The sequence below is a fragment of the Streptomyces sp. NPDC051822 genome (assembly GCF_044452745.1).
Lineage (GTDB): Bacteria > Actinomycetota > Actinomycetes > Streptomycetales > Streptomycetaceae > Streptomyces.
Genome location: NZ_JBITBZ010000004.1, coordinates 120,639 through 136,427 on the forward strand (window position 1 = coordinate 120,639; position 15,789 = coordinate 136,427).

The following is a 15,789-nucleotide window of genomic DNA, read 5'->3' on the forward strand; positions in this document are numbered from 1 at the left end:
CTCATGAGGGAACGACTGGTAGTGATCGGTGGTGACGCGGCGGGGATGTCCGCCGCGTCGCAGGCGCGCAGGCTCAAGGGCCCCGAGGAGTTGGAGATCGTCGCCTTCGAGCGCGGTCACTTCTCCTCGTACTCGGCCTGTGGCATCCCGTACTGGGTCGGGGGCGACGTCTCCGCCCTCGACGAGCTGATCGCCCGTTCTCCCGGGGAGCACCGGGAGCGTGCGATCGATCTGCGGATGCGGACGGAGGTGACGGCGATCGACGTGCCCGGTCAGCGGGTCCGTACGCGGGATCTGGAGGCGGGTACGGAGGACTGGACGGGTTTCGACAAACTGGTGATCGCGACGGGGGCGCGGCCGAAGCGCCCGGCGCTCCCGGGGATCGACGCGCCGGGGGTGCACGGGGTGCAGACCCTGGACGACGGGCAGGCGCTGCTGGACTCGCTCGACCGGACTCCGGGGCGGCGGGCGGTCGTTGTCGGCGCGGGTTACATCGGCGTGGAGATGGCGGAGGCGCTGCTCGGCCGGGGCTACGAGGTGACGGTCCTGCACCGGGGCGAGCAGCCGATGGCGACGCTGGACCCGGACATGGGCCGTCTGGTGCACCGGGCGATGGACGGCCTGGGGATCACGACGGTCGCCTCCGCGGAGGTCACGAAGGTCCTGACGGGGGAGGACGGCCGGGTCCGGGCGGTGGCGACGGAGGACGCCGAGTATCCGGCGGACGTGGTGGTCCTCGGCATGGGCGTGGTGCCGGAGACCTCGCTCGCGGGGGCGGCGGGGCTGCCGCTCGGGGCGCACGGCGGACTGCTCACGGATCTGGCGATGCGGGTCAGGGGGCAGGGGAACATCTGGGCGGGCGGCGACTGCGTGGAGGTCCTGGACCTGGTCTCGGGCCGGGAGCGGTACGTGCCGCTGGGGACGCACGCGAACAAGCACGGCCAGGTCATCGGCGCGAACGTGGGCGGTGACTACGCGACGTTCCCCGGGGTGGTGGGGACGGCGGTGTCGAAGGTGTGCGACCTGGAGATCGCGCGGACGGGCCTGCGGGAGAAGGACGCCCGTGAGGTGGGGCTGCGGTACGTGACGGTGACGATCGAGTCGACGAGCCGGGCGGGGTACTACCCGGGGGCCGCGCCGATGACGGTGAAGATGCTGGCCGAGCGGCGTACGGGACGGCTGCTGGGTGTGCAGATCGTGGGCCGTGAGGGCGCGGCGAAGCGGGTGGACATCGCGGCGGTGGCGCTGACGGCGGGGATGACGGTGGAGGCGATGACGGCCCTGGACCTGGGGTACGCGCCGCCGTTCTCGCCGGTGTGGGACCCGGTCCTGGTCGCGGCCCGGAAGGCGACGGCGGCTGTTCGGGCGGCGGGATGACCCGAGCGGCGGCGTGACGGGCGGTGACGGATTGCGCGCTCCTCGTCACCGTGAGTGTCTGGTCGCATGATCAGACACACCGCGCGTGCGCTCTGCGCCGCCTCCCTCGTCATCGCCCCGCTCGCCCTGTCCGCGGCCCCCGCGCACGCGGTGACCGCCTGCAGCGTCAACGGGATCCCGCGGTCGGGACCGGTCGTGAACGGCACACCGGGCAGCGACTACATCGTGTGTTCGTCGGTCGACCCCGGCCACCAGGTCAACGGTCTCGGCGGCAACGACTACATCGCCCTGACCGGCCCGACCGCCGGCACCGTCACCGGCGGCCTGGGCCGCGACTACATCACGTCGCGCTCGAACGTCGTGGTCAGCGGCGTCATCGCGGGCAACGAGGAGTCGGACTACCTCGTCGTGGACGGCCTGCTCACCGCGAGCGGCGCCGTCCGCGGCAACGCCGGCAACGACTACCTCAGGGTCAACGTCAACAACGGCACCGCCAACGGCGGCGACGGCTTCGACGCCTGCCAGGTGAACACGGGCAACGCGCCGGTCAACTGCGAGTAATGACCTCGCCCGACCCGCACGCGGACGGCCGTCAGACGGCCGTCCGCGTGTGCACGTACTCGACGAGGCGGCTCAGGGCGTCCGGGTCCATCGCCGGCATGACGCCGTGGCCCAGGTTGAAGACGTGCCCCTCGAGATCGCGCGCGGCGGCCAGGACCTCGTCCGTCTTGGCCTCCACGACCTCACGCGAGGCGAAGAGCACGGCGGGGTCCAGATTGCCCTGGAGCGCCTTGCCGGGGCCGACGCGGCGGGCGGCCTCGTCGAGCGGGACGCGCCAGTCGACGCCGACGACGTCCGCGCCGGCCTCGCCCATGAGGCCGAGCAGCTCGCCCGTACCCACGCCGAAGTGGATGCGCGGGACGCCGTAGCCGGCGACGGCGTCGAAGACCTTCACGGAGGCCGGCATCACCGAGCGGCGGTAGTCGGCGGGCGCGAGGGCGCCGACCCAGGAGTCGAAGAGCTGGACGGCGGAGGCGCCGGCCTCGATCTGGACCTTGAGGAAGGCCGAGGTGATCTCGGCGAGGCGGTCGAGCAGGTCGGCCCAGAGCTGCGGGTCGCCGTACATGAGCGCCTTGGTGTGCTCGTGGCTGCGCGAGGGGCCGCCCTCGACGAGGTAGCTCGCGAGGGTGAAGGGCGCGCCCGCGAAGCCGATGAGCGGGGTCTCGCCGAGTTCCTCGGTGAGCATGCCGATGGCCTCGGTGACGTAGTGGACGTCCTCGGGGGTCAGGTCGCGCAGCCGGGCCAGGTCGGCGCGGGTACGGATCGGGTCGGCGACGACCGGGCCGACGCCGGGCTTGATGTCGAGGTCGATCCCGATGGCCTTGAGGGGGACGACGATGTCGCTGAAGTAGATGGCGGCGTCGACCTTGTGGCGGCGTACCGGCTGGAGCGTGATCTCCTTGACCAGCTCGGGGCGCATGCACGACTCGAGCATGGGGATGCCCTCGCGGACCTTCAGGTACTCGGGGAGGGAGCGCCCGGCCTGCCGCATGAACCAGACGGGCGTGTGCGGCACCGGCTCGCGCCTGCATGCCTTGAGGAACGCGGAGTCGTACGTCCGCGACTGCTGCTTCGTCTGCTGGCCCTGCGGGCTGTCGTTGGCACTCACGCCCAGAATCTTCGCATGTGGCGGGAAGCCGCTCGTCCGGGCCGGGTGTCCCTCCCTGCGCGAAGGGCCCGTTCCGCCTACTCTTCCCCGCATGGCTGCGGCTCAGGGACATTTTTCCGATCATTCCGACGGCGATCGAGGGACGGACGAAACGGCGGACAGTACGGAGTCGAACCCGGTGCCACCGGCGTTCCGGCGGGCGGTGGAGGCGTTGCGCTCGGCGCGGTTGCGGCCCGAGGTCGAGATCGATCCGACGAGGCCGCCGCAGCGCCTCGCGCCGTACGCGTACGCGGTGGAGGCGGCCGTCGTGGACGGCGAGGAGGACCTGGCGGACGGCCGTCTCGTGCTGCTGCACGATCCGGAAGGACACGAGGCCTGGAAGGGCACGTTCCGGCTCGTGACGCTGGTGAGGGCGGAGCTGGAGCCGGAGATGGCGGCGGATCCGCTACTGCCGGAGGTCTGCTGGTCCTGGCTGACCGGTGCGATGGAGGCGCGCGGGCTCGCGTACGGGGAGGCCAGCGGGACCGTCACGATGGCGGGCTCGCACTACTTCGGCGGGCTCGCGGACCGCAGGCCGGCGACACAGATCGAGATCCGGGCGTCCTGGACGCCGCGTGAGGGGCTGGGCGGGGTGCCGGACACGGGGGCGCACCTGGCGGCCTGGTGCGATCTGCTCTGCCAGATCGCGGGGCTGCCGCCCGCGCCGGCCGAGCCGACGGCGGGAGCGACGGGGACGGTGTCCGGTGCGGGGATCGTCTCGTTGCCTCAGCGGCGGGGGCCTCAGCAGCCCTGAGGGGCGAGATCAGGCCACTTCCGCGGGGGTCCGAACGGGGCTCCGGCACTCGCTCGCAGGGGTGAAGGAGCGGGGGCCACTCGTAGGATGATCGATCACGCGTCCGAATTGCCCTAATTGTTACTCACCAAATCGTGATCTTTCCCTAAAGGCGGGCGGCCCAGCTGCCGAAGGAGTCAGTGACCCCTTCTCAGCACGGGTTCGCCCCCGGCTTCTTCCCCGAGCCGGCTCCGTCCCGCACCCTTCCCCCCAGGAGGCCTGGTGTCCGTTCTCCTCGAGCAGCCCGCAAGCCTGGTCGCCTACCGCCCGAACAAGCCGACGGCCATGGTTGTCGTGGCCGACCCGCGCGTCCGCTCCACCGTGACCCGCCACCTGTGGGCCCTCGGAGTACGCGACGTGATCGAGGCTTCGTCCATCGCGGAGGCACGTCCCCGCGTCGGCAACCCGCGCGACATCTGCGTGGCCGACGTCCATCTGCCCGACGGCAGCGGTCTGACCCTGCTGTCCGAGACCCGCGCCGCGGGCTGGCCCAACGGCCTCGCCCTCTCGGCCGCCGATGACATCGGCGCCGTGCGCAACGCCCTGGCGGGCGGCGTGAAGGGCTACGTCGTCACCGGGACCCGGAACAACATCGGTCACCCCACCCGCCCCGGCGCCGCCCCCATCGGCGCCGCGGCCTCCCGTCTCGGCCACCGCCGCCCCCCGGGTGCCCCGAGCCACCCGGGCGGCTACCGCGAGCTCTCAGGCCGGGAGGTCGAGGTGCTCCGGCTCGTCGCGGAGGGCCAGTCGAACAAGGCGATCGGCGTCTCCATGGGCCTGTCCGCCCTCACCGTGAAGAGCCACCTCGCCCGCATCGCCCGCAAGCTGGGCACCGGCGACCGCGCCGGCATGGTCGCGGTGGCCCTGCGGACGGGGATCATCCACTGACAGACGGGTTGACGAACGGCGAGCGCCTGTCGACGGAACGTTCCGTCGACAGGCGCTTGCCGTTGACCGATACCCTTGACAGGTGACCGACGCCCAAGAGACCGCAGCAGACACAGCACTGCGCACCACCGGGGGCGGCCCCCCGGACGACGATGTCCCTGCGAATGGGCTTCCGATCCCGTTGCTGGAGCCCCGCGAGGGGATTCCGCCCGTCGTCGAGACCGAGGACGCCCTCGCCGAGGTGATCGCCGCCTTCGCCGCCGGCAGCGGCCCCGTCGCCGTGGACGCCGAGCGCGCCTCCGGCTACCGCTACGGGCAGCGCGCCTATCTCGTCCAGCTCCGCCGCGAGGGCGCGGGCACCGCGCTCATCGACCCGGTGGGCTGCCCCGACCTCTCGGGGCTCGGCGAGGCGCTCGCCGGGACCGAGTGGATCCTGCACGCCGCGACCCAGGACCTGCCGTGCCTGCGCGACATAGGCATGCTGCCGACCTCGCTGTTCGACACCGAGCTGGCCGGGCGCCTCGCGGGCTTCCCGCGGGTCGGCCTCGGCGCGATGGTCGAGTCCGTCCTCGGCTACGCCCTGGAGAAGGGCCACTCCGCGGTGGACTGGTCCACCCGCCCGCTGCCCGAGCCCTGGCTGCGGTACGCGGCCCTCGACGTCGAACTCCTCGTCGACCTGCGGGACGCCCTGGAGAAGGAGCTCGACCGCCAGGGGAAGCTGGAGTGGGCGCACCAGGAGTTCGACGCCATCGCCTCGGCCCCGCCCGCCCCGCCGCGCAAGGACCCGTGGCGCCGGACCTCCGGCATGCACAAGGTGCGGCGCCGGCGGCAGATGGCGGTCGTACGGGAGCTGTGGACGGCCCGTGACCAGGTCGCCCAGCGGCGGGACGTCTCCCCCGGCAAGGTGCTGAGCGACGCGGCGATCGTGGAGGCGGCGCTCGCGGTGCCGGTGAACCTGGCCGCGCTCACGGCGCTGCCCGGTTTCGGCCACCGGATGGGCCGCCGTCAGCTGGAGCAGTGGCAGGCGGCGGTGGACCGGGCCAGGGCCCTGCCGGAGAACGAGCTGCCGCAGCCCGGCCAGCAGGTGGCGGGGCCTCCCCCGCCGCGCGCCTGGGCGGACAAGGACCCGGTCGCGGCGGCCCGCCTGTCGGCGGCCCGTGCGGCGGTCTCGGCACTCGCCGAGGAGCTGAACCTTCCGCAGGAGAACCTGATCACGCCGGACACGGTACGGCGGGTCTGCTGGGAGCCGCCGGTGCCTGCCGACGCGGCGGGTGTGGCCGAGGCCCTGGCGGGCCACGGTGCCCGCCCGTGGCAGGTCGAACTGGTGACCCCGCTGCTGGTGGAGGCGCTCACCGTGACTGCGTGAGCCCGTCCAGAAGCCCCCGACGCCCGAGAGGGCGCCGGGGGCTTCGTCGTCCTACGGGGCCGGGCTGAGGTTCCCCGCGGTGTCCATGTCGAAGACGCCCTGGGTCTTGCCGTCGACCTTGAGGTGCTTGAGCCAGTGCTTGGAGAGGTTGTGCACGTTCTTGTGCTGCATCTCCCACACCACCGAGTGTCCCGCGCAGGCCAGCTTGACCATCAGCTTGTGGTCACCCGCCACGGCTTCGTAGAGCGCGGGGACCGAGAAGTTGAGTTCCACGTTCGGGTTGGGCGGTACCGTGTTCACCTGCTTGTCGTACTCCCCGTACACCATGAGCACGGGCACGTCGCCGCCGAGCACTCCGCCCTGCGCCGCCGTGGTGTTGTTCCATCCCCAGCGGACGAAGTTCCTGATCCGGTTGAGGCCCTCCGGGGGCCCCCACTGACTGCCGATCGGGTCGCTCTGCATGATCGCGTCCCACACGACGTCCTTCATGGCGGGGTCGCGCTGCCCGTCGCAGGGCGCTTCCTCGCCCCAGCTGTTCCAGGTTCCGTTCTTCGTGCTGAGGAAGGTCGGGAAGCCCGGCCTCGGCAGCGGGTCCGGTGCGTCCGACGTGGCGAGGGGCGGGAAGATCGGCGCCAGCAGGAAGAGGCTCTCGACCTTCTTGGGGTTCTTGACCGCGTACGGTCCCATGGTGAACGCGGCGGCGGACCAGCCGATGAAGGCGACCTTCTCCACCTTGCACTCGGCGCGGATGAACTCCACGACGGTGTTCAGTTCGTCCCGGTCGCTGTACGAGTTGGTCAGCTGGTACGGGTAGCTCGGCGCACAGGGGGTGAAGTCCGGTGGCCTCGGGGTCAGCAGGTGCTGGTGGGCGGGGTTGACGTTGCAGGGGTCGTCCATCTTCGGACGCGGCGAGAGGCCGGAGCCCTGGAGGTCCATCATGAAGACGTCGTAGCCGGCCTTCGCCAGCGCTTCGGCCCAGCTGTACGACTCGTGCCGGAGGTCGAAGCCCGCGAGCACCGGGACGCTCCGGCCGTGGAGCATCAGGACCGGCTTGCGCGGACCGGTGAGGGACGTGTCGCGCCGCTCGCGTACGAAGAGCTCGACCGGCACGTCCACGTTCGCGGGGACGGTCGAGATGTGCGGGACCTTGTGGTCGGTGGTGACGATCGCCATAGGAGTCCGTTCTGTGCGCAGCTCGGGGCCTCGTGCCCCGGCCCGGCCAGACTGCGCCCGCCGGTGCGGGCCGACACCGCGACGCGGCCGCCGCTCTGGGCCATCGGCGGGCGGGACCGTTCCAACGGTCGGGCGTACGCGGGGGGCGCGCGGCCCGGCCGGTGGGATCCTCGGGGTGTGACCTTCGCCGCTTGCCCCTCAGGGGCTGGGCAGCCCGGTTACTCACAAGTAGCATGGGAGAAGCAAGCGCACGCTTAGGCGTGTGCCGCAGCAGCAGTGCCACCCCGCACCCTGGAGGAGAGCCATCGTGCCTCGTAGCGTCAGGGACGTCGTCTTCGTCGACGGCGTCCGCACCCCGTTCGGCAAGGCGGGCCCGAAGGGCATCTACCACGAGACCCGCGCCGACGACCTCGTCGTCAAGGCCATCCGGGAGCTGCTGCGCCGCAACCCCGGCCTCGACCCCGCGAAGATCGACGAGGTCGCCATCGCCGCGACCACGCAGATCGGTGACCAGGGTCTGACCCTCGGCCGCACGGCGGGCATCCTGGCCGGGCTGCCGCAGTCGGTGCCGGGCTACTCGATCGACCGCATGTGCGCCGGTGCCCTCACCGCCGTGACGAGCGTCGCCGGCTCCATCGCGTTCGGCGCGTACGACGCCGTCATCGCCGGTGGCGTCGAGCACATGGGCCGTCACCCCATGGGCGAGGGCGTCGACCCGAACCCGCGCTTCGTGTCGGAGAAGCTCGTCGACGAGTCCGCCCTGTTCATGGGCATGACCGCCGAGAACCTGCACGACCGCTACCCGAGCATCACCAAGCAGCGCGCCGACGAGTACGCCGTGCGCTCGCAGGAGAAGGCCGCCAAGGCGTACGCCGACGGCAAGATCCAGCAGGACCTGGTGCCGATCTCGGTGCGCCGCACCGACGCCTCCACCGGTGAGACCGGCTGGGGCCTGGTCACCGCCGACGAGCCGATGCGTCCGGGCACCACCCTGGAGTCGCTCGCCAACCTGAAGACGCCGTTCCGCGTCCACGGCAACGTGACCGCGGGCAACGCGGCCGGTCTCAACGACGGCGCCACCGCCTCGATCATCGCCTCCGAGGACTTCGCCCGCGAGCACGACCTCCCGGTGAAGATGCGCCTGGTCTCGTACGCCTTCGCCGGCGTCGAGCCCGAGGTCATGGGCTACGGCCCGATCCCCGCGACCGAGAAGGCGCTGGCCAAGGCCGGTCTCTCGATCGAGGACATCGACCTCTTCGAGATCAACGAGGCCTTCGCGGTCCAGGTCCTCGCCTTCCTGGAGCACTACGGCATCGCCGACGACGACGCCCGCGTCAACCAGTACGGCGGCGCCATCGCCTACGGCCACCCGCTCGCCTCCTCCGGCGTCCGTCTGATGACGCAGCTGGCCCGCCAGTTCGAGGAGAACCCGCAGGTCCGCTACGGCCTCAACACGATGTGCGTCGGCTTCGGCATGGGCGCCACGGTCATCTGGGAAAACCCCCACTGGGAGGGCAAGTGAGCACCACCGCCGAGCTTCTGAAGGGCGCCGCGGAGCTCTTCCCGGACGAGGTCGTCACCAGCGCCCACGTCCGCCACTTCGAACTGCCCGCGGGTGCGGGCCGGTTCGCGCTCATCACGCTGGACAACGGCTTCGACCACACCAAGCCGACCACCTTCGGTCCGCAGTCGCTCGCCAACCTGAACACGGCGATCGACCAGGTCGAGGCGGAGGCCGCCAACGGTGAGATCACCGGCGTCGGCATCACCGGCAAGCCGTTCATCTTCGCCGTCGGCGCCGACCTCAAGGGCGTCGAGCTGCTGAAGAAGCACGACGAGGCGCTCGCCATCGGCAAGGGCGGCCACGACGTCTTCAAGCGTCTCTCCGCGCTCGCCGTGCCGACCTTCGCGTACTACAACGGCGCGGCCATGGGCGGCGGCGTCGAGGTCGGTCTGCACTGCACCTACCGCACCGTGTCGAAGGCCCTGCCGGCCTTCTCGCTGCCCGAGGTCTTCCTCGGCCTGGTGCCCGGCTGGGGCGGCTGCGCCATCCTGCCCAACCTGATCGGCGCCGAGAAGGCCGTCTCGGTCATCATCGAGAACTCGCTGAACCAGAACCGCCAGCTCAAGGGCAAGCAGGTCTTCGAGCTCGGCATCGCCGACGCGCTGTTCGAGGGCGCGGACTTCCTGGAGCAGTCGCTGATCTGGACGGCCTCCGTCCTGAACGGCTCGCTGACCGTGGAGCGCCCCGAGATCGACCGCGGCGAGGGCTGGGACCAGGCCGTCGCCAAGGGCCGTGCCGTCGCCGACTCCAAGGTGCACGGCGCCGCCCCGGCCGCCTACCGCGCCCTCGACATCATCGAGGCCGCCAAGGACGGGGACCTGCAGAAGGGCTTCGACGCCGAGGACCAGGCCCTCGCGGACCTGATCATGGGCGGCGAGCTGCGCTCCGGCATCTACGCCTTCAACCTGGTGCAGAAGCGCGCCAAGCGCCCCGCCGGCGCCCCGGACAAGTCGCTGGCCCGCCCGGTCACCAAGGTCGGTGTCGTCGGCGCCGGTCTGATGGCCTCGCAGCTGGCCCTGCTCTTCCTGCGCCGCCTGGAGGTGCCGGTCGTCCTGACCGACATCGACCAGGAGCGCGTCGACAAGGGTGTGGGCTACGTCCACGCCGAGATCGAGAAGCTGCTCGGCAAGGGCCGTATCAACCAGGACAAGGCCAACCGCCTCAAGGGCCTGGTCTCGGGTGTCCTCGACAAGGCCGCGGGCTTCGCCGACGCGGACTTCATCATCGAGGCCGTGTTCGAGGAGATGTCGGTCAAGCAGAAGGTGTTCGCGGAGGTCGAGGCGGTCGCCCCGGCGCACGCGATCCTCGCCACCAACACCTCCTCGCTCTCGGTCTCCGAGATGGCGTCGAAGCTCCAGCACCCGGAGCGCGTGGTCGGCTTCCACTTCTTCAACCCGGTCGCGATCCTCCCGCTCCTGGAGATCGTCCGCGGCGAGCAGACGGACGACGCCTCCCTCGCCACCGCCTTCGGCGTGGCGAAGAAGCTGAAGAAGACCGCGGTCCTGACGAAGGACGCCCCGGCGTTCGTCGTGAACCGCATCCTGACCCGCTTCATGGGCGAGATCCAGAACGTCATCGACGAGGGCACGTCGGTCGAGACGGCCGAGAAGGCCATCGAGCCGCTCGGTCTGCCGATGTCCCCGCTGGTCCTCCTGGAGCTCGTCGGCCCGGCCATCGGTCTGCACGTCTCCGAGACCCTGAACCGCGCCTTCCCGGAGCGCTTCACCGTCTCCCCCAACCTGAAGGCCGTCGTCGAGGCCGGCAAGCGCGGCTTCTACGTCTACAAGCCCGAGAACGGCTTCAAGCCGGAGCTCGACCCGGAGGTCGCCGCCCTCCTCAAGCAGGGCGACTCCGTCCTGACCGAGGAGCAGGTCCGCGACCGCGTCCTGGACGCGGTGGCGCAGGAGATCGGTCTGATGCTGGAGGAGGGTGTCGTCGCCGAGGCGCAGGACATCGACCTCTGCCTGATCACCGGTGCGGGCTGGCCCTTCCACCTGGGCGGCATCACGCCGTACCTGGACCGTGAGGGCGTGTCCGAGCGCGTCAACGGCAAGCGCTTCCTCGCGCAGGGCGTGGCGAGCGTCCCGGCGTAACACCCCCGGTACGTGTGACGGCCCCGGCACCTTCTCCAGGTGCCGGGGCCGTTCGTCGTGTCACGGGGCGAGCGTCACCCTATGGAGCGCCAGCCCTCCAGAAGAAGGCCGTCCGCCGCCGCCTTCTGACGGGTGGTGAGCAGCGAGCCGCCGCCGAGCCGGGACATCACGACGAGACGCCCGTCGAGTCCCCGCGTGAGGACGGTGTCGAGGTCGCCCTGCGCGTCCCCGGTCTCCGACCACTCGATGCCCTCGGCCTCCTGCTCGCTGGGGTAGGCGGCGAGGGCGAGCCGGCCGTCGGCGGACTGCTGGGCCAGGACCGTGCAGTCGAAGCCGTCGATGAGACAGCGGGTGGCGGCGAGGCGTCCGGTGCCGACGGCCTCGCCGAGGGCCGTCGGCTCCAGGTCGCGGCCCTGCGACCAGGCGCGGACCTGGCCCGCCTTGTCGACGTAGAACAGGGTCACGTGCCCGGAGGGGCCGGTGACCGCCGCGAGGGTGCCGAAGGTCACCTCGGCGGGCAGGACGTCCTTGCGGACCGGGCGGCCCCCCGACTCCTCCTGGACGTAGCGCAGCAGGCCCTTGTCGGTCGCCGTGAGGAGTTCGACACGCCCCTCGCCGTTGCAGACGGCGACCGGGGAGGGGTCGGTGCCCCAGCCGTGCAGGTCCCACCAGGGGTGCCAGCCGCCGGCGTCCTTCTGCGCCCGTACGCTCAGCCCGCCGCCGCCGTTGCGCATGAAGACGTACGCGCGGCCCTGGGCGTCCACCGTGACGGCGGGGTTGCCGGTCCAGGGCCCCTTGCCGTTCGAGTGCCCGATCGGCCGCCAGGCCACGGCCGGGCGGCCCGTCTGGAACTGAACGCTGTGGACCAGCTCGACGTGTCCCTCTCCGCCCTTCGACGGCCGCAGGCCGACGAGGTGGACATAGCGGTCGGCGCCCTGGCCGACCGCGAGGAACGGCGTCAGACCGTCGCCGCCGAGCGAGACGGGCCCGCTCCAGCGGCCGTCGGGCTCCTCGGTCCAGCGCACCACCTCTCCGTCCCTGGGGAGATAGGCGCTGAACCGGCCCTCCACCCCTCTGGTCAGCCAGCCGCCCTGGAGCACGGGGGCGGTGGTGGAGCCGGGAGAACGGTCAGTGGGGGCCTGGGATCGATTCGCCATGGGGGGATCCAGCACTCCGGTCGTCGGAAGGAGTTCGGGTACGAAACGACTGTAGTCGCCCTGCCCGAGAGCCCTTTCCGCGGCTGCGGGATCGTCCGCTCAGTAGCGGGCCTCCTGGCCCTCCCGCCCGAGCCGGCTGTGACCGCGCCCGTACAGGAAGTACACGACGACGCCGATCAGCATCCACACGGCGAACCGGAACCAGGTCTCGCCGGGCAGGTTCAGCATCAGCCAGAACGAGGCGGCGATGGAGAGGATCGGCAGCACCGGCACCCATGGGGTGCGGAAGGCGCGCGGCAGGTCGGGGCGGGACTTGCGGAGCACCATGACGCCGACGGCGACCACGACGAAGGCGAAGAGCGTACCGATGTTCACCAGGGTCGCGAGCTCGTTGATGCTGGTGAAGCCGGCGACGACGGCGATGACCACACCGAGCAGGATGGTGGGCCGGTACGGGGTCTTGTAGCGCGGGTGGGTGACGGAGAAGAAGCGCGGCAGCAGGCCGTCGCGGCTCATCGCGAAGAACACCCGGGTCTGGCCGAGGAGCAGGATGAGACAGACCGTGGTGAGGCCGACGGCGGCGCCGAAGCTGATCACGCCCGCGTAGAACGGGTGTCCGGCGGCTTTGAAGGCGTCGGCGAGCGGGGCGCTCACGGACAGCTCGCTGTAGTGCTGCATGCCGGTGACGACCAGCGCGACGGCCACGTAGAGCACGGTGCAGATGAGGAGCGAGCCCAGGATTCCGCGGGGCATGTCCCTCTGCGGCAGCTTGGTCTCCTCGGCCGCGGTGGCGACCACGTCGAAGCCGATGAAGGCGAAGAAGACGACCGAGGCGGCGGTGAAGATGCCCATGACGCCGAAGTTGGTCGGCTCGTAGCCGAAGATCGTCTGGACCAGCGGGGAGTCCCAACTTGAGCCGCCGCCCTCGGGGGTGACGGCCGGCGGGATGAAGGGCTTGTAGTTGTCGCCGACGATGAAGAACAGGCCCGCGACGATCACGATCATGACCACGGTCACCTTGATGGCCACGACGACCGCGGTGATCCTGGCGGAGAGCTTCATGCCGAGGACGAGGACGACGGTCAGCACCAGGACGAGGAGGAAGGCCAGGATGTCGAACGTGCCGCCCGGCGCGTCCGGGCCTTGCAGCGCCGCGGGTAGATGCCAGTCGACGTTGTCCATCAGCGAGCGGACGTAGCCGGACCAGCCGACGGCCACCACCGCCGTACCGAGGGCGAACTCCAGGACGAGGTCCCAGCCGATGATCCAGGCCGGCAGCTCGCCGATCGAGGCGTACGCGAAGGTGTACGCCGATCCCGCCACCGGCACCGTCGAGGCGAACTCGGCGTAGCACAGGGCGGCGAGGGCGCAGACGATGCCCGCCGCGACGAACGCGAGGGCGGTGGCCGGGCCCGCGTTCTCCTTGGCGACCTTGCCCGTCAGGACGAAGATGCCGGTGCCGATGATGACACCGACGCCGAAGACCGTCAGATCCCAGGCGGACAAGGATTTCTTGAGCGCGTGCTCTGGTTCCTCCGTGTCGCGGATCGACTGCTCGACCGTCTTGGTGCGGAACAAACCGGAGTTCGCCCGTGGCTGCTGGTCCGTGCTCACCGTCGTACCTCCCTGGCATAGGGCTGCCCGCCCTGTCGACAGGATGCACGCGAAAGGGCCGGTCGGCACTCCGAAGAGTGAGCCGACCGGCCCAAGGGTGACGCCGGGTGACGGTGAACCGTCAGTCGCGGGCGGGCTCCACGGCCTGCGCGCTGCTCTCGAACCTTCCGTCGAGGCGTGAGACCAGACCGGTGACCTGGCGGGCGATGTCCGGTGCGGTCAGCCCGATCTCGGCCATGACCTCGGCGCGCGAGGCGTGGTCGAGGAAGCGCGGCGGGATGCCGAAGTCACGCAGCGGCACGTCGACGCCGGCGTCGCGCAGCGCCTGGGCGACGGCCGAGCCGACGCCGCCGACGCGGCTGTTGTCCTCGACGGTGACGACGACCCGGTGGCGCTCGGCGAGCGGGGCGAGGGCCTCGTCGACGGGCTTGACCCAGCGGGGGTCGACGACGGTGGTGGAGATGCCGTGGTTGTCGAGGAGGTTCGCGATCTCCAGGCACATGGGCGCGAGGGCGCCCACGGAGACCAGGAGGACGTCCGGCCGGTCGGAGCCGGGCTCGCGGAGCACGTCCATGCCGCCGACCCTGCGCAGGGCGGGGACGGCCGGGCCGACCGCGCCCTTGGAGAAGCGGACCACGGTCGGGGCGTCGGTGACCTCGACGGCCTCGCGCAGCTGGGCGCGGACCTGGTCGGCGTCGCGCGGCGCGGCGAGCCGCAGACCGGGCACGACCTGGAGGATCGACATGTCCCACATGCCGTTGTGGGAGGCGCCGTCGGTGCCGGTGACGCCGGCCCGGTCCAGGACGAAGGTGACCCCGCACTTGTGCAGGGCCACGTCCATGAGGACCTGGTCGAAGGCGCGGTTGAGGAAGGTCGCGTAGACGGCGAAGACGGGGTGCACTCCACCGGTGGCGAGGCCGGCGGCCGAGACGGCGGCGTGCTGCTCGGCGATGCCGACGTCGTACACCCGCTCGGGGAAGGCCTTGGCGAACTTGTCGAGGCCGACGGGCTGGAGCATGGCCGCGGTGATCGCGACGATGTCCTCGCGCTCCTTGCCGAGCTTCACCATCTCCTCGCCGAAGACCGAGGTCCAGTCGGCGCCGGAGGAGGAGATGGGCAGGCCGGTGTCGGGGTGGATCTTGCCGACGGCGTGGAAGCGGTCGGCCTCGTCCTGGAGGGCGGGCTGGTAGCCGCGGCCCTTCTCGGTGAGGCAGTGGACGATCACGGGGCCGCCGAAGCGCTTGGCGCGCGTGAGGGCGGACTCCAGGGCCTCGATGTCGTGGCCGTCGATGGGGCCGACGTACTTGAGGCCGAGGTCCTCGAACATGCCCTGCGGGGCGATGAAGTCCTTGAGGCCCTTCTTGGCGCCGTGCAGGGTCTCGTAGAGCGGCTTCCCGACGACGGGGGTGCGCTCCAGGATGTCCTTGCCGCGGGCGAGGAAGCGCTCGTAGCCGTCGGTGGTGCGCAGGGTCGCCAGGTGGTTGGCGAGGCCGCCGATGGTGGGCGCGTAGGAGCGCTCGTTGTCGTTGACGACGATGACGAGCGGGCGGTCCTTGGCGGCGGCGATGTTGTTCAGCGCCTCCCAGGCCATGCCGCCGGTGAGCGCCCCGTCGCCGATGACGGCGACGACGTGGTCGTCCTTCTTCAGGACCTCGTTGGCCTTGGCGAGGCCGTCGGCCCAGCCGAGGACCGTGGAGGCGTGCGAGTTCTCGATGACGTCGTGCTCGGACTCGGCCTGCGAGGGGTAGCCCGAGAGGCCGCCCTTCATCTTGAGCTTCGAGAAGTCCTGGCGTCCGGTGAGGAGCTTGTGGACGTAGCTCTGGTGGCCGGTGTCCCAGAGGACCTTGTCCTTCGGGGAGTCGAACACCCGGTGCAGGGCGATGGTCAGCTCGACCACACCGAGGTTGGGTCCGAGGTGCCCGCCGGTCTTGGAGACGGCGTCCACGAGGAACGTCCTGATCTCGTCGGCCAGCTGGTCCAGCTGTTCCGGGGAGAGCCGGTCCAGATCTCGCGGTCCCCTGATACGGGTCAGCAGAGCCACCCGTTCCTCCTTGCG

At 71.1% G+C, this 15,789-nt stretch carries 12 protein-coding genes; 7 read left to right on the forward strand and 5 right to left on the reverse strand.

Going from position 1 to position 15,789, the window contains the following annotated elements; translation table 11 throughout:
- The first annotated feature begins 3 nt into the window (after positions 1 to 3).
- Complete coding sequence (locus ACIA8N_RS15595) at positions 4 to 1,377, forward strand: FAD-dependent oxidoreductase (RefSeq protein ID WP_365780615.1); 1,374 nt, start codon at positions 4 to 6, stop codon at positions 1,375 to 1,377.
- A gap of 66 nt (positions 1,378 to 1,443) precedes the next feature.
- Entirely contained in the window at positions 1,444 to 1,938 is a 495-nt protein-coding gene (locus ACIA8N_RS15600; RefSeq protein ID WP_365780614.1) for a hypothetical protein, read from the forward strand.
- A gap of 31 nt (positions 1,939 to 1,969) precedes the next feature.
- Here the strand turns inward: ACIA8N_RS15600 and hemE are convergent, their stop codons facing one another.
- On the reverse strand, positions 1,970 to 3,046 hold the full coding sequence (hemE, locus tag ACIA8N_RS15605) for a uroporphyrinogen decarboxylase (protein WP_365780613.1): 1,077 nt from the start codon (positions 3,044 to 3,046) through the stop codon (positions 1,970 to 1,972).
- Between the two features lie 91 nt (positions 3,047 to 3,137).
- On the opposite strand from hemE, the gene ACIA8N_RS15610 reads away from it, so the two are divergent.
- The 3 genes from ACIA8N_RS15610 (at position 3,138) to ACIA8N_RS15620 (ending at position 6,132) form a co-directional block, all read left to right on the forward strand.
- Positions 3,138 to 3,839 carry a DUF3000 domain-containing protein gene (locus ACIA8N_RS15610; protein ID WP_365780612.1) on the forward strand — a complete coding sequence of 234 codons (702 nt, stop codon included), beginning with the start codon at positions 3,138 to 3,140 and terminating at the stop codon, positions 3,837 to 3,839.
- A 261-nt stretch (positions 3,840 to 4,100) separates the two neighbouring features.
- Positions 4,101 to 4,766, forward strand: coding sequence for a response regulator transcription factor (locus tag ACIA8N_RS15615; RefSeq protein ID WP_030146833.1), 666 nt, complete (start codon positions 4,101 to 4,103; stop codon positions 4,764 to 4,766).
- Positions 4,767 to 4,848: 82 nt separating this feature from the next.
- Positions 4,849 to 6,132 (forward strand): ribonuclease D, encoded by a 1,284-nt coding sequence (locus ACIA8N_RS15620; protein WP_030549438.1) that lies wholly within the window; start codon positions 4,849 to 4,851, stop codon positions 6,130 to 6,132.
- Between the two features lie 51 nt (positions 6,133 to 6,183).
- On the opposite strand, the gene ACIA8N_RS15625 is transcribed toward ACIA8N_RS15620, so the two are convergent.
- On the reverse strand, positions 6,184 to 7,305 hold the full coding sequence (locus ACIA8N_RS15625) for an alpha/beta fold hydrolase (protein WP_365780611.1): 1,122 nt from the start codon (positions 7,303 to 7,305) through the stop codon (positions 6,184 to 6,186).
- 307 nt (positions 7,306 to 7,612) lie between these two features.
- On the opposite strand from ACIA8N_RS15625, the gene ACIA8N_RS15630 reads away from it, so the two are divergent.
- Together ACIA8N_RS15630 and ACIA8N_RS15635 are read left to right on the forward strand one after the other, a co-directional pair.
- Complete coding sequence (locus ACIA8N_RS15630; protein ID WP_030146836.1) at positions 7,613 to 8,827, forward strand: acetyl-CoA C-acyltransferase; 1,215 nt, start codon at positions 7,613 to 7,615, stop codon at positions 8,825 to 8,827.
- Positions 8,824 to 10,962 (forward strand): 3-hydroxyacyl-CoA dehydrogenase NAD-binding domain-containing protein, encoded by a 2,139-nt coding sequence (locus ACIA8N_RS15635; RefSeq protein ID WP_365780610.1) that lies wholly within the window; start codon positions 8,824 to 8,826, stop codon positions 10,960 to 10,962. The genes ACIA8N_RS15630 and ACIA8N_RS15635 overlap by 4 nt, the downstream gene beginning before the upstream one ends.
- Before the next feature lie 74 nt (positions 10,963 to 11,036).
- Here ACIA8N_RS15635 and ACIA8N_RS15640 read toward each other — a convergent pair whose 3' ends face one another.
- From ACIA8N_RS15640 to dxs, 3 genes are all read right to left on the reverse strand, one after another.
- Positions 11,037 to 12,119, reverse strand: coding sequence for a hypothetical protein (locus ACIA8N_RS15640; RefSeq protein WP_365780609.1), 1,083 nt, complete (start codon positions 12,117 to 12,119; stop codon positions 11,037 to 11,039).
- Positions 12,120 to 12,218: 99 nt separating this feature from the next.
- Positions 12,219 to 13,697, reverse strand: a complete 1,479-nt coding sequence (locus tag ACIA8N_RS15645; RefSeq protein ID WP_365780716.1) for an amino acid permease — start codon at positions 13,695 to 13,697, stop codon at positions 12,219 to 12,221.
- Positions 13,698 to 13,854: 157 nt separating this feature from the next.
- Positions 13,855 to 15,774: a 1-deoxy-D-xylulose-5-phosphate synthase gene (dxs, locus tag ACIA8N_RS15650; RefSeq protein WP_365780608.1), complete on the reverse strand. Its 1,920-nt coding sequence runs from the start codon at positions 15,772 to 15,774 to the stop codon at positions 13,855 to 13,857.
- Positions 15,775 to 15,789 lie beyond the last annotated feature (15 nt).